12 protein-coding genes are annotated in these 13,848 nt (G+C 36.9%); 7 read left to right on the top strand and 5 right to left on the bottom strand.

What is annotated here, in order from left to right; all coding sequences use genetic code 11:
- Positions 1–189: 189 nt before the first annotated feature.
- Both IGQ45_04440 and IGQ45_04435 read right to left on the bottom strand, forming a co-directional pair.
- On the bottom strand, positions 190–1,641 hold the full coding sequence (locus tag IGQ45_04440) for a transglutaminase (GenBank protein ID MBF2056476.1): 1,452 nt from the start codon (positions 1,639–1,641) through the stop codon (positions 190–192).
- An 82-nt stretch (positions 1,642–1,723) separates the two neighbouring features.
- Complete coding sequence (locus tag IGQ45_04435; protein ID MBF2056475.1) at positions 1,724–2,650, bottom strand: serine hydrolase; 927 nt, start codon at positions 2,648–2,650, stop codon at positions 1,724–1,726.
- A gap of 162 nt (positions 2,651–2,812) precedes the next feature.
- Between IGQ45_04435 and IGQ45_04430 the strand changes: the two genes are divergently transcribed.
- Complete coding sequence (locus IGQ45_04430; protein ID MBF2056474.1) at positions 2,813–4,192, top strand: UDP-glucose/GDP-mannose dehydrogenase family protein; 1,380 nt, start codon at positions 2,813–2,815, stop codon at positions 4,190–4,192.
- A 34-nt stretch (positions 4,193–4,226) separates the two neighbouring features.
- On the opposite strand, the gene IGQ45_04425 is transcribed toward IGQ45_04430, so the two are convergent.
- Positions 4,227–5,408: a glycosyltransferase gene (locus tag IGQ45_04425; protein MBF2056473.1), complete on the bottom strand. Its 1,182-nt coding sequence runs from the start codon at positions 5,406–5,408 to the stop codon at positions 4,227–4,229.
- Between the two features lie 313 nt (positions 5,409–5,721).
- On the opposite strand from IGQ45_04425, the gene IGQ45_04420 reads away from it, so the two are divergent.
- The 5 genes from IGQ45_04420 to IGQ45_04400 all read left to right on the top strand — a co-directional run bounded on the left by IGQ45_04420 (position 5,722) and on the right by IGQ45_04400 (position 10,081).
- The gene (locus tag IGQ45_04420; GenBank protein ID MBF2056472.1) at positions 5,722–5,997 is read left to right on the top strand and encodes a phycobilisome linker polypeptide; all 276 of its coding nucleotides are present in this window, start codon (positions 5,722–5,724) and stop codon (positions 5,995–5,997) included.
- 20 nt (positions 5,998–6,017) lie between these two features.
- Positions 6,018–7,220, top strand: a complete 1,203-nt coding sequence (locus tag IGQ45_04415) for a ferredoxin-NADP reductase (protein ID MBF2056471.1) — start codon at positions 6,018–6,020, stop codon at positions 7,218–7,220.
- A gap of 307 nt (positions 7,221–7,527) precedes the next feature.
- Positions 7,528–7,890, top strand: a complete 363-nt coding sequence (locus IGQ45_04410; GenBank protein MBF2056470.1) for an NAD(P)H-quinone oxidoreductase subunit M — start codon at positions 7,528–7,530, stop codon at positions 7,888–7,890.
- Positions 7,891–8,102: 212 nt separating this feature from the next.
- Positions 8,103–9,191, top strand: a complete 1,089-nt coding sequence (locus IGQ45_04405; protein ID MBF2056469.1) for an AI-2E family transporter — start codon at positions 8,103–8,105, stop codon at positions 9,189–9,191.
- An 86-nt stretch (positions 9,192–9,277) separates the two neighbouring features.
- Positions 9,278–10,081, top strand: a complete 804-nt coding sequence (locus IGQ45_04400) for a prepilin-type N-terminal cleavage/methylation domain-containing protein (protein MBF2056468.1) — start codon at positions 9,278–9,280, stop codon at positions 10,079–10,081.
- An 87-nt stretch (positions 10,082–10,168) separates the two neighbouring features.
- Here IGQ45_04400 and IGQ45_04395 read toward each other — a convergent pair whose 3' ends face one another.
- Positions 10,169–11,065 carry a DUF2887 domain-containing protein gene (locus IGQ45_04395; protein MBF2056467.1) on the bottom strand — a complete coding sequence of 299 codons (897 nt, stop codon included), beginning with the start codon at positions 11,063–11,065 and terminating at the stop codon, positions 10,169–10,171.
- A gap of 23 nt (positions 11,066–11,088) precedes the next feature.
- A complete protein-coding gene (locus tag IGQ45_04390; protein MBF2056466.1) occupies positions 11,089–11,997 on the bottom strand; it encodes a DUF2887 domain-containing protein in 909 nt (302 codons plus the stop codon).
- A 55-nt stretch (positions 11,998–12,052) separates the two neighbouring features.
- Here IGQ45_04390 and IGQ45_04385 point away from each other — a divergent pair, with 55 nt between their 5' ends.
- Positions 12,053–13,654 (top strand): DUF697 domain-containing protein, encoded by a 1,602-nt coding sequence (locus IGQ45_04385; protein MBF2056465.1) that lies wholly within the window; start codon positions 12,053–12,055, stop codon positions 13,652–13,654.
- Positions 13,655–13,848 lie beyond the last annotated feature (194 nt).

Here is a 13,848-nt window from a genome sequence, read left to right as displayed (position 1 = left end):
TTAGCCAAATAGTTATTTTTCATAAATTGCTCATTTGTATCAATTATTTTTGATTCGGATGGAAAAAATAGAGTATTTTTAGAGAAAAAAGTCAATTTATGACACTTTTTGTTATGTAGAATAGACTTTAAATCTTTATTTGACAAGAGTTTTGATTTATTCAGCAGACCCTAATTAATTATCAATGACCTAAAGTGTTTGATATTCTAATAGTGCCCAATATCTTGAATCACCGGGAAATTTAGCAAAAACGACCACATCTCCACTAGAAATATTAACATTGCCCGTGTAGAGATTACCATAACGAGTTAAATCACTCCAACGATTAGTCGATTTATCTAAAATTCTCACTTCCGTAGCATTATCTACTCTCAATTTAAAATAATTGGCTTGATTAGGGTATAAATCACCCATAGTGGGAGTTTCTAAATAACCATTATTCTGAGAAAAATGGCGGTAAATAGTCGGAAAAGTTTTCCCTTCTTGATTGGCTGTTACTTCATAGCTTAAAACTAAAGGAAAAGTGTCACCACTATCACTTTTTGGTTTCGCAAAAATTTCCAACTGATAATTTCCCTGTTGAGGGAAAGATGTCATCACATTTAAAAATTCCCCTTGTCTTTGCACTAAAGTGTAGTTATCTGGTAAGTTTTGCCCTGCTGATTTTAACGAGGCGATGGCTTCTACGGTGGAGGGCGCTTTGATGGTAATGTTTACATTACCTCCGGCGTTAATGCTTTTCTGAGTGTGACTAACTAACTCTAAATTATTTTCAAAAAAATTACCTTGTACATTGGGTAATGCGTCGAAGTGCGCCCTTGTGTAAGGATTGGGCAATAATTGCCAGCGCCCGTCTTCCGGAAAATGAGTATAAATGAAGTGTTGCGGATTAGTAGCAAAATAAAAGTTATTAAAACGACGCTCAAAACGATTATCATTAACAATTCCAGCACCCCAAGTAGTATCCACTAAATACCAATTGCCATTAATTTTAACGCCATTCCAAGCATGATTTGCAGTATTATCATCACCCACGACAAAATCAGTTGAACCTTTGGCATAACCCACCACAATCAGCGATTTCAAACCCATATTATTTGCTAATTTTTGATACAAATTCGCATAACCCGAACAAATAGTTTGTCTAGTTACTAAAACATTTTCAGCAGTAACATTAGGATAAATATTTTCATTGGTAAAGCGATTTAAACTGACGACGTCATAAGCAATATTATGGGTAATCCAACGGTAAATAATTCTAGCTTTTTCTTCTTCTGTGGTGGCTAATTGACTTAAAATATCAGCTAATTCCTTGACAGAAGTACCGCTGTATTGTACAGATAAAGCCTTATTATCTATTTCGGCAAATTTATTTTTTTGTAGGGAAGAAATACTACCAGCAGTTATATCTGTTTCATTAATTTTAGTAATAAATTCATCACGAATAATCCTAGTAGAAACAAGACTAATATTAGACAAATTCGGCAAAAATTCTTCAGTAAAATTATTAACTAATTGAGGATTATTACGATAAGTAAAAAATAAAGAACCGCCAATAATTAACCACCAGAATAAACTTGAATTATTGTTAGATTTTCTTTTGGAATAGCGGTTATTTTTGGCTGTTTTATTGTATTTCATGATTTTAAAAGAATTACTTTATGCACTGAAATTAAGCAAATTTTATCTTTTTTTGCAAAGATTATCTTTTTGCCCTTTATAATTAAATTTGGGCAAATTGAGCAGAAATAAAGGGTAGAATATCTCGATTTTGACTATTTTCTTTGCCTTCAGTAAAAACAACTAATAGATATGGTATTTGCCCATGTCTTTCAATGTAAGCGCTATCATGTCTAACGGTAGAAGTCCAACCAGCTTTTGACCATAAACTGTAGTTATTCGGTAAACCAGCGCCCGTAAACCCACTCACTTGATTTTCCTCTTCATTATGCCCCAAATTTTTAGAGCTTACGTCACGATGTAATAAATTCATCATCTTTTGACTAACTGATGATGACACAGCCACACCCCCCACAATACTATGTAGTAGTCTTGCTACGGCATTGGTAGTTAACATATTGCGGTTGGTGTAATTTTCCCCCACAAATATCCTTTCTCTGCCGTAAGGACCATCGCACCAAGTTTTTTGGTTAACATTAATAGTGTTTAACTCTTCCCACCCTAAAGATTGATAGTAGCGGTTGATAATATTTCGTTGATAACTCCATGTTACCATCGGTTCGGCGGATAATTCAGGTCCTGAAGTTGTGCCTGTGAGGGTATCTATGATTAAACTGGTGGCATCATTACTCGACTCGGTAATCATATCGGTGATGGCGCGCTGTAACTCAGGGGAATCTGTGACCATTTTTGTTTCTAACCATTCCCAAATCGCTACTAAATAGAACAATTTTACGATACTAGCAGGATAAATATTTTCTTGCCCTCGATAACTGTAGCCTTTGAGGGGATATTGCCAAAATTCAGCGGGGGAAAGCGCCCCTCCTGTATTTACCATAATTGGTTTTTGGTAAGGAATCCATGTTAAAGCAATTTGATTTTTAGCGAGACTAGGAAATTTTTGCCATGTAGATTCTAAAATTTCTTCTGCTTTTTTAGTTAACAATTCATCCCGTTGAAAAAATACCATAATTTGAATAATAATTAGTTATCAATTATTTGTTATTTTAATCAAAAATACTGATAGTGAGGTGGAGGGCGCTGTTAAATTATCAAAAATATTAATTTCTAAAACTGGCAAAAGGTGTAAAATAACGAAAATTAATAAGTAATCGGCAAAGGAATTTAAACAATGCAAGTATGTGTAATTGGTACAGGTTATGTCGGCTTAGTAACAGGAGTATGTCTAGCGCACATCGGTCATGATGTCATTTGTATTGATAATAATGAAGAAAAAGTAAAACTAATGAAGCAAGGACAATCCCCCATTTATGAACCGGGATTATCCGAATTAATGACCAGTTGTATGGCTTCAGGTCGATTAAATTTTTCTACGGATTTGGGCGCTGGAGTCAATCACGGTGAAGTTTTATTTATTGCTGTAGGTACTCCTCCTTTGCCCACAGGGGAGAGTGACACGCGCTATGTGGAAGCAGTGGCAAAGGGGATCGGGGCAAATTTAAACGGTGGTTACAAAGTCATTGTCAATAAGTCCACAGTGCCTATTGGTTCAGGGGATTGGGTACGAATGATCGTCATGGATGGTTTAAAGGAAAGATTGGGAGTAACGAAAGGGGATGGTTTTACCATGACGGAGGAAGATCATACCGCTTTTGATGTGGTGAGTAATCCTGAATTTCTCCGAGAAGGTAGCGCGGTTTATGATACTTTTAATCCTGATCGCATTGTTTTAGGTAGTAATAGTGATAAAGCTATCGAAATGATGACTAAGTTATATCAACCTCTAGTTAGTCGAGAGTTTTCTGAGAATAAATCTTCACTCCCTGTGCCAATTGTGGTAACGGATTTAAACTCCGCCGAGATGATTAAATATGCTGCCAATGCCTTTTTAGCCACCAAAATCAGTTTTATTAACGAAGTTGCTAATATTTGCGATAGGGTGGGCGCTGATGTGACTCAAGTAGCTAAGGGTATTGGTTTAGATTCTCGCATTGGTAGTAAATTTTTACAAGCTGGTATCGGTTGGGGGGGTTCATGTTTCCCGAAAGATGTTTCTGCTTTAATTCATACTGCTAGTGATTACGGCTATACTACTGAGTTATTGAACGCTGCTGTTAATGTCAATAAACGTCAAAGAGTCATGGCGATTGAGAAGTTACAGCAGGAGTTAAAAATCCTCAAGGGTAAAGTGATTGGTTTATTAGGGCTTACTTTTAAACCTGATACGGATGATATGCGGGATGCTCCGGCGTTGAATATTATTGAGGAGTTAAACCGTTTGGGGGCGAAGGTAAAGGCTTATGATCCGATAGTGTCTCAAACTGGTATTAGTCATGGGCTTTCTGGAGTCGTCATCGAAAGTAATGCGGAAATGTTGGCTGATGGTTGTGATGCTTTGGTTTTAGTGACTGATTGGCAGGAGTTTCAGCGTTTAGATTTACGAAAATTGGCTACTAAGATGAAAAATCCTCTCATGATTGATGGTCGTAATTTCCTTGATAAAGAAACGGTGAAGGGCGCTGGTTTTCGTTATGTTGGTGTCGGTAGGTAGATTTAACAAGGGGTTTTAGCCCCTTACCCATGATCTAATCAGTTATTTTTGATGGAGATTTACTATTAAGATTGATGATTTCAATATATTCTTTAGTGATGTTTTCGATAGAAAACTGTTGTAGCCATGAAAGATCAAATGTTTTATTATTTCCCTCCAATTCCAATACCCGAATAATAGTATTAGCCATTGCCTGATAATGTCCAACAGGGACAATTTCTCCGTACTTTCCATTAGCTAATACCTCTAATACACCCCCTTTGGCGTTAGTGGAAACAATGGGGATATTACAAGTCATGGCTTCTATGAGGACATTTGATAAGCCTTCTCTAGTGGAAGAGAGTACAAATACAGATGCTTTAGACATATAAGCATAAGGATTAATCACAAAACCGGGCATCAATACTTGATTTTCCAATCCCAATTCTTTAACTAAATTCTCTAAATTTTTTCTTTCTATACCTTCTCCCAGAATCATCAATCTAACATCTTTAGATTTTCTTACTAATGCAATGGAGCGAATTAAAGTCGCAAAGTCTTTTTCTTTCGCTAATCTTCCAACCCCTAAAATAACCGGTGGTTCACCTTCTTTAAACCAAGGATGATCCATTAATTCTTCTGATTTTTCTCTTATTTTTTCATTAAAAATAGGATTATAAATTGTTTTAATTTGACCTTTTTTGAAATGAAATACTTGTTCTAGCTCTGTTGCTAGAGATCGAGAAACAGCTATTACATTATCAGCAAAAGGATAAAAGTAAGTCACTAAAAAGGGTAATGCTTTATTAAGTATCGGTTGTTTTTTAATATTGCTTGGTGATGAGTTTTTCAAGTTTATGAGTAAATGATCATGTTCGATGATTATAATCTTTGTACTTCTATTTCCTAAAATTTTTGCAAAAATAACTAAGACATTATATAACCAAATATTAGCAAATAAAATATCAGGCTTTTGTTCCCTTAGATAATTAGAAATAGATATAATTAATTGAAAAGGATTTCGCAAATTACTACCAGATATAGGCATTGTCAGGTCAATAATTCTGACATCCTTCGAGATTTCTGATAAATACGGACTTTCTCCTATATCTAAAATGACTAAATCAATCAAAAAATCATATTTAATTAGTGAATTAATTAAATTAATTATCACCAGACTAATGCCACTAGATTTTAAATGACGCACTAAAAAACTAATACGTTGGGGATGTTTCATATTAATGATGAGAATGATCACATCGTAATCTTAAATCATTTTTAACCATTCATCTATTACTAAAAAAAATAATAAAAATGTACTTAAAAGAGTTCAATTTGTATCGTAATAGATAAAATAAAGTGAAACCTTTGATTTTTCAATGTTCATAGTGTGGGCAATTGTCTATTCATCATTTCCTAGTTTTAGTAATTAACTTAAATCTAAATTTATTGCTTACAATAGTTTTGCCAATGTGATGAAAAGCTGATATGATAAGCATTTTAAGACAAACTTTAGAATCCTTTCTTAAAATCAGGAGTATATTAAAGATATGAGAAATGCTCAAGCTGTAAAAACGTTTGCTAAAAATCCTTTTGTTGAAGAACGCCGTTTCTTGTTTGAAGTGTCGGGAATTGTCCAAAATGGTGACAATAATCAACAATATCCGATTCGTTCTAGTGGGAACACCTTTATTGCTGTACCTTACGCTCGTATGAATCAAGAAATGAATCGTATTAACCGTTTAGGCGGAAAAATCATGAACATTTCCCCCATCGGTATTGTAGCGCCCGTCACCCCTCAAGCAGTAGCAACGGCAGAAGCATAAGGAGTCAATTTTTAGCAATAATGAAAAAATATAATACAGTTAAGACATTTGCAACCAATCCTGCCATTGAGGAACGCCGTTTTCTCTTTGAAGTGGTAGGCATTGCCAATCAAACTAGCAATAATTTAGACTATCCGATTCGTCAGAGTGGCAGTAGTTTCATCGCTGTGCCTTACTCTCGCATGAATCAAGAAATGGCGAGGATTAATCGCTTGGGTGGTAAAATTGTCAATATTACTCCCATAGGCATTAATACACCTGTTCCAGCTAACGGTCTAAGTTCTAGTTCTAACCAAACCACGAACCATCAACCCATGACTCAAGCACAAGAAAAACAAGAGGTCAAAGTACCTGTTAACATCTATCGCCCTAAAAATCCATTTGTGGGCAAATGTATTGAAAACTATGAATTAGTCGCCGAGGGTGGCAGTGGCACTGTACGTCATTTGACTTTCGATCTCTCTGGTGGTGATCTTCACTACCTCGAAGGGCAAAGTATCGGTATCATTCCCCCCGGAGAAGATGACAAGGGTAAACCCCATAAATTACGTCTTTATTCCATCGCTTCTACTCGTCACGGTGACAAGTTAGACGATAAAACCGTTTCTCTCTGTGTGCGTAAATTAGAATACAAAAACGAAGCTGGTGAAATGGTGGAAGGTGTTTGTTCTTCCTATCTTACTTCCTTGGCGGAGGGCGCTGATGTATCTATCACTGGTCCTGTGGGTAAAGAAATGTTACTCCCTGACGATGAAGATGCTACCATCATTATGTTGGCAACGGGTACTGGTATTGCACCTTTCCGCGCTTTCTTATGGCGTATGTTTAAGGAGCAAGAAATGAACCCTGATTATCAATTTAAAGGGTTAGCATGGTTAGTTTTCGGTATTCCCTACACTCAAAATATTCTTTATAAAGAAGAATTAGAGAGAATGGTGGAACAATATCCCGATAATTTCCGTTTAACTTATGCTATCAGTCGTGAACAGCAAACTGCTGACGGTGGTAAAGTATATGTGCAAAGTCGAGTTAGTGAATATGCTGACGAACTTTTTGAGTTGATCCAAAAACCTAACACCCATGTTTATATGTGTGGTTTAAAAGGTATGGAGCCTCCTATTTCTGAAACTTTCACCGCTGAAGCAGAAAAAAGAGGTTTGAATTGGGATACTATGCGCAAACAAATGAAAAAAGAAGAGCGCTGGCACGTTGAAGTATATTAATTAGGTGTTGCTGAAAAAGTGCAATGGTAAGGTTTCAGGCTTCAGGTTGCTGGTTTCAGGTGTAATTTTCAAACCTAATACCTAACACCCGATACCCAACACTTTTACAGCTATGCTTGAAACCTTTGTTTTAAGAGGGTTTTGATTTATTCAGCAAACCTTAATTAGATATTTGTTTCAGCGTCATGAATTGTGTAGGGTGGGCATTGCTCACCCTATAATTTTTTTAATAGTCTAATTTAGTCTTGGTAACGGGCGCAGGTTGTGGCAAAATATAGCTAAGATTATTGAAATTGCTATCAAAATTATGTTAATTAAAGCTACTACTAGACATATTAGAATTTACAGCGCTGAGATAAAAGGTAATGAGTTAATACCTTCTAACAATGTTCTTACCCTTGATGTTGATCCTGATAATGAGTTTAATTGGGATGAAGTGGCATTACAAAAAATTTATCGTAAATTCGATGATTTAGTAGAAAGCTATGATGGTGAGGATTTGACTGATTATAATTTAAGTCGTATTGGTTCTGATTTAGAACGTTTAATTCGTAGTTTGCTTAATCAAGGGGAAATTAGCTATAACCTTAATGCTAGGGTTTTAAATTATAGTATGGGATTACCTCGTCTTGATCGTCCTGAATCTGATGGTAAATATCAGTTAAGCTAATTTGCATTAAATCTCTCCAATAATAGCTATTTTAAGGGCTGAAGCCCTGTCGGGTTGAATAATATTCAACCCCTACGAGCCAATAAAAAATAATTTTTGCTTAAACGTTTGATTCATAAGGCAAGGGGTTTAAACCTCTTGCTAACAAAAATGGCAGGTTAAATGCTTCTTACTTTAAATTCAACTCCTAATTAAATATTTGGCTTTCATCTATGAATGAATCAAGGCTCAAAATCTCCCTCAGCAGTCTTGGGGTAGTCATTGTAACAGTATTATCTTTAATTCTTCTGTGGCATTTGCGTAGTCTTCTTGTCACTCTCATGATTGCGGTAGTTTTGGCTGCGACTCTTTCCCCTATTGTCGATACGATGGAAAAATTTGTGCCTCGTTGGTTGGCGGTGATTGTAGCTTACTTGGGCATTATTGCTGTGGTGACGGGCGCTAGTTTGATTATTGGACCTACTGTTTTTACTCAAATTCAGCGTTTGTTACAAAAATTTCCCCTGTATTTGGATATTTTGTCTAATTTAACTGAGGATTTAATTTTGCGAATCGGTATTACTGAGCCAAGAGCTCTTAATCTAATTGACCAACTTTTGGATTTACAGGCTTTAACATCTTGGGCGGTGCGATCAAGTCAAAAATTGCTAGTAAGCTCTCTAGGGTTGACTAAAGGCCTTGTGGGAGCGGTTTTAAATCTTATCCTTTCCGTACTTTTATCGGGGTATTTACTTGCCGGTTCTCAAAAGTTAATTAAAGGTTTTATTGCTTTATTTCCTAGTCCTTGGGATGCACGTTTAGAAGCTCAATTTCCCCCTGTCACCGACCGTATGGGGCGCTATATTCAAGGCAGAATTTTAGTATCGTTTTTATTAGGGGTGGCTATTACTATTGGTTTAAAGTGGGTGGGAATTACAGAGTTTGCTCTTGGCTTGGGTGTTATTGCTGGTTTTACTAATTTAATTCCCTTTTTTGGTCCTGTTTTAGGTTCGATTCCTGCTTTAATCGTTGCTATTGCTCAGGGCGGTTGGGTTTTTCTTTGGGTATTTTTGTTATTTGTGATTATTCAAAATGTAGAAACTTATGTACTAGACCCACTTTTGGTGGGTTCGAGTGTGAAGGTTGAGCCTCTTTATCAGCTTTTGGCGGTTTTGGGTGGTGTACAGGTTTTAGGTATTCTCGGCGCTATTATTGTACCGCCTTGGGTGGCGGGCGCTGGGGTAGTTCTTGAAAATCTTTATCTACAACCTAAGTTGGCAAAAAGTAACGGTTTAGTGGTTGAAACTTGTTCTAAAAATTAAAAAAAGTTACTTTTTCCTTCAAACAATGATGATTTTTGATTGAGTACGATAAGACTGTCATATATGTAGTTTTTGGGGGTGGCAAAATGAAAACGAAACTATGGCTTTTCAGTAAGTTATTAAAATTTCAATTAGAGCAAGGCATTACTTTAACGGAATTATTGGTGGCTTTAGTTATTAGTGGTTTAGTTTTGGTGGGCGCTACTAATGGTTTTATTAATATTCTTCGTGCCAACAGTGGTGTAGAATCTAAATCTGATCGTGTTAATGGGATGTCACGGGCGCTGATCAGTATTCAAGAGGATGTGAAGGGTGCTGTGGCTGTTACTCGCAAAAATGCTACATCTGGAGGCGATTGCAACTCATCTGCGGTTAACTCTGCTCAATGTTTGACCATTTATTCCCCCATTACCAACAATCTTGATGCTAGTGATGCAGTAATTGCTAGTTGCGACACTCCCGATACCGTAATTTACTATGGGTATCAAGATATTAGCAGTCCATCTTCTAGTTCAGTTTGGCTAAAGCCCGGTATTTTGAGAAGACGGGTGATGACTAAAAATAGAAGTGGTGATACTTGTACTTATACTGCTGGAAACTGGACTACTGTGGCGGATGGTTTGATTAGTCTTAATGAACCTAATCCCAATCCAACTTGTCCTCCTCAATCTGTTGGCTTAACCACTGGAACACCTGCTATATTTGGAGCTAATGCTAGTAATTTGGGGGGATTTCGTTTTTGTTTAAGGGCAGATGATCCTAGTCCTAATAATACAGCCGATCTTAGTGCGGATAATCGTTTAGTGAGAGTGTTTTTATATGGTCATGTGATTGATAGTGATTTACCCATTAATGTTGATACTGTCACCTTTGCTAGAAGTGAAAGATAGTTTATTTTTCCACATAAAACCAATCATAATAAGTAAATATCGGTAAAATAATTTGTCGGTTTTCATGTTACGGTGGAGGGCGCTGGTTTAGATTTGGGAGTTATTTCTTAACCAGTTTTCTAAATCGGTGATACCTTGAAAATCTAATAATGCCTCTCCTAAAGACTCTAATTGAGGAATAGAGAGACAGCGCACTCTCCCTTCAATGTGAGAGGGCAAAGTACCGCAACGGCGATTTAACAAGCGAATAACTAGATTAGCTTCTGCTACTTGGGTAGCTTCAAAACGCCCGATTTGTATTCCTTCTGTTAATCCCTCAGTGCGCCCTTCACTGTGTCCAATTTCCCATACTTGCTGATAAAATTTAGTTTGGGTGATGTCGGCTTCTCTCAAATTCATCATTTTTTGTATCTCCTCTATACTTAATTTTGGGAATTTATTTACCAGTATAGCTTCTACTAAATCTAGTTTTACTTTAAATTCTTGTTCATTTCTGGCACTGGCTAAGATTTTATTGGCTTCTTCTACTGCTTCTTTTTTTGGAATAATAATTAGCTTTAATAATGCTACATTAGGGCTTAAATTGTCTTGTGTTAATAAGTCTGATAAAAATATTCTTTGGACTCTTTTATCTAACAAATCTTGATAAGGTTTTTCGTTGCCTAAATTCTGTTTACGGTTATGTAAAATTAGCAATCCTCGCCAGTCTTTAGTAATTTTATATTGATGCAGATAGACAAAGATACCACCAAAATAGCGCCCGTAAAACTCAGCGTCATTCTGCATTTGTGCTTCTAAAAACACAAGGGGAAAATTATCGTCATCAACTAATGGTGTTAATAATCCATCGAGGCGAAATTCTTTTTCTTTCACCACAGGGGCATTATAATCAAATTGACAATCTTCGGGTATTTCGGGGATTAATTCTGAGATTAATGATTGTTCAGTTAAAAAGATGCGATAAAATAATTTGTCTGTTTTCATTTTACGGTGGAGGGCGCTGGATTTTAATTTTCAGAGTTATTTTTCAACCAGTTTTCCAAATCGGTAATACCTCGAAAATCGAGTAACATTTCCCCTAAAGATTCTAATTGAGGGATAGAGAGACAGCGCACTTCCCCTTCCATTTGAGAGGGTAAACTACCGCAACGGCGATTTAATTGACGGATAACCATATTTGCTTCTGCTTCTTGGGTAGCTTCAATGCGCCCGATTTCTATTCCTTCTGTTAATCCTTCCGTGCGCCCTTCGGTGCGCCCTTCTTGATGTCCAATTTCCCATACTTGCTGATAAAATTTAGTTTGGGTGATGTCGGCTTCTCTCAAATTCATCATTTTTTGTATCTCCTCTATACTTAATTTTGGGAATTTATTTACCAGTATAGCTTCTACTAAATCTAGTTTTACTTTAAATTCTTGTTCATTTCTGGCACTGGCTAAGATTTTATTGGCTTCTTCTACTGCTTCTTTTTTTGGAATAATAATTAGCTTTAATAATGCTACATTAGGGCTTAAATTGTCTTGTGTTAATAAGTCTGATAAAAATATTCTTTGGACTCTTTTATCTAACAAATCTTGATAAGGTTTTTCGTTGCCTAAATTCTGTTTACGGTTATGTAAAATTAGCAATCCTCGCCAGTCTTTAGTAATTTTATATTGATGCAGATAGACAAAGATACCACCAAAATAGCGCCCGTAAAACTCAGCGTCATTCTGCATTTGTGCTTCTAAAAACACAAGGGGAAAATTATCGTCATCAACTAATGGTGTTAATAATCCATCGAGGCGAAATTCTTTTTCTTTCACCACAGGGGCATTATAATCAAATTGACAATCTTCAGGTATTTCGGGGATTAATTCCCTGATTAATGATTGTTGAGTGAGAAAAATTCGGTAAAATAATTTATCGGTTTTCATGTTACGGATGAGAAAAAGTACAATAGATAGCGCAACATTACCTCTTGCTTAAACTATGCGCCTTTCCAAAATTATCACTATTGTTATTGGTTTAAGTATCATTTTTGGCTTAATGCTATGGTTAATCAGCGCCCTCAGCCGTTTATATAGTGAAATTGCTTGGACTAGCCCTTTTTTAGCTAATTTCCTCGTTTTTGTGTTAATCGTCTTATTAATGTGCTTTATCGGTATATTTGTTTATTATTTTTTCCTTACTCCCCAAAAAAGTACCAGAAAAGGCAGTAAAAGAAAAAATTTACCAGCATTACCAGCCGAGAAAAACGAAATCGCTTCCCAAACTATTAAAGCAGTAAAAAAACAAGTTGCCCAAATTCAAGACGAAGTAACTCAACAGGCATTATTGGCAAAATCCCAAGAAATTGAAGCGAATTTCAGCACAGGAAGATTAAAATTAGCAGTTTTTGGCACGGGTAGCGCAGGAAAAACCTCCCTAGTTAATGCTTTGATGGGAGAAATTGTCGGGGAAATTAAACCCAGCATCGGCACAACCACCGAAGGGGTGACTTATACTCTACAATTACCCAATGTTAACCGAGAAATTTTGATTACTGATACTCCCGGCATTCTGGAAATGGGCGCACCCGGCGAAATTCGAGAGCAATTAGCGCGACAATTAGCAACAGAAGCAGATTTATTACTATTTGTTTGTGATAACGATTTGCGCGCCTCGGAGTTTAAGCCATTGGAGGCGTTGGCAACTATTGGCAAAAGATCGATTTTAGTTTTTAATAAAATTGATTTATATTCAGAAGAAGAGCAAGAGGAAATTATCACTAACTTACAGCAACGGGTAAAAGTTTTTATGGCTAGTGGGGATGTCATCAAAGCCTGTGCAAATCCTCAGCCTGTGCAGTTTTCTGCCGAAGAAACTATCCAACCTGACATAGAAATTACGGCAGTTATTAAACGTTTAGCGGTGATTTGTCGTGCCGAAGGAGATAATTTATTGGCTGATAATATTTTGTTGCAATCCCAACGGTTAGGAGACGAAGCGCGCAAGTTAATTGCCCAACAGCGCACGAGGGAAGCGGATAAAATCATCTCTCGTTACCAGTGGATAGGCGCTGGGGTGGTAGCTTGTACCCCTGTACCTGTGGTGGATATGTTGGCGGCGGCGGCGGTTAATGCGCAAATGGTGGTAGAAATTGGGCAGGTTTATGGTTGTGAGTTAAATAGTGATCGGGGTCGTGATTTGGCGGTATCTTTAGGTAAAACCCTTGTTAGTTTGGGTGTGGTGAAGGGCGCTGTAGAGTTGGTGGCAAGGGCGCTACAATTAACCCTCGCTACCTATGTGGTGGGTAAGGCTATTCAAGGGGTAAGTGCGGCTTATCTTACTCGTATCGCTGGAAAGAGTTTTATTGAGTATTTTAGCCAAGATCAAGATTGGGGTGATGGTGGTATTACGGAAGTAGTACAAAGACAATTTAAGTTGAGTCGCAAGGATGAGTTTGTCAAGGCGTTTGTGCAGGATGCCATAGCGAGGGTTATTGAGCCTATTAAGGATACTTTTGAGGATAATTTTGTGGAGGAAGAAAAAAGTAACTCTGGTTATTTTGATGACGGTTGGGGAAGTGAGAGGGAGGGCGCTGAGTGGTGATCGGAAGCAGAGGAGGAAAGGGAAGCAGAGGAGGAAAGGGAAGCAGAGGAGGAAAGGAAAGCAGAGGAGGATTATAATTCATAATTCATAATTCATTAACCCTTTGCCCTTTTCACTTTGCCCTTTTGAGCAATTATCCATTATCAATTGTCCAGTATCAATTGTCATGTTTCACGGTAAACTGTAATTTGATC

Source organism: Cyanobacterium sp. T60_A2020_053 (assembly GCA_015272165.1).
In the GTDB taxonomy this organism is placed as follows: domain Bacteria; phylum Cyanobacteriota; class Cyanobacteriia; order Cyanobacteriales; family Cyanobacteriaceae; genus Cyanobacterium.
This window is presented reverse-complemented; position numbering and strand designations above follow the sequence as displayed.

What these genes read in the sequence shown, in the direction of transcription:
- IGQ45_04435 (MBF2056475.1), bottom strand. Translation starts at nt 2,650, where the DNA reads ATGGTATTTTTTCAACGGGATGAATTGTTAACTAAAAAAGCAGAAGAA.
- IGQ45_04410 (MBF2056470.1), top strand. Translation starts at nt 7,528, where the DNA reads ATGTTAATTAAAGCTACTACTAGACATATTAGAATTTACAGCGCTGAG.
- IGQ45_04385 (MBF2056465.1), top strand. Translation starts at nt 12,053, where the DNA reads ATGCGCCTTTCCAAAATTATCACTATTGTTATTGGTTTAAGTATCATT.
- IGQ45_04425 (MBF2056473.1), bottom strand. Translation starts at nt 5,408, where the DNA reads ATGAAACATCCCCAACGTATTAGTTTTTTAGTGCGTCATTTAAAATCT.
- IGQ45_04405 (MBF2056469.1), top strand. Translation starts at nt 8,103, where the DNA reads ATGAATGAATCAAGGCTCAAAATCTCCCTCAGCAGTCTTGGGGTAGTC.
- IGQ45_04390 (MBF2056466.1), bottom strand. Translation starts at nt 11,997, where the DNA reads ATGAAAACCGATAAATTATTTTACCGAATTTTTCTCACTCAACAATCA.
- IGQ45_04395 (MBF2056467.1), bottom strand. Translation starts at nt 11,065, where the DNA reads ATGAAAACAGACAAATTATTTTATCGCATCTTTTTAACTGAACAATCA.
- IGQ45_04430 (MBF2056474.1), top strand. Translation starts at nt 2,813, where the DNA reads ATGCAAGTATGTGTAATTGGTACAGGTTATGTCGGCTTAGTAACAGGA.
- IGQ45_04440 (MBF2056476.1), bottom strand. Translation starts at nt 1,641, where the DNA reads ATGAAATACAATAAAACAGCCAAAAATAACCGCTATTCCAAAAGAAAA.
- IGQ45_04415 (MBF2056471.1), top strand. Translation starts at nt 6,018, where the DNA reads ATGAAAAAATATAATACAGTTAAGACATTTGCAACCAATCCTGCCATT.
- IGQ45_04400 (MBF2056468.1), top strand. Translation starts at nt 9,278, where the DNA reads ATGAAAACGAAACTATGGCTTTTCAGTAAGTTATTAAAATTTCAATTA.
- IGQ45_04420 (MBF2056472.1), top strand. Translation starts at nt 5,722, where the DNA reads ATGAGAAATGCTCAAGCTGTAAAAACGTTTGCTAAAAATCCTTTTGTT.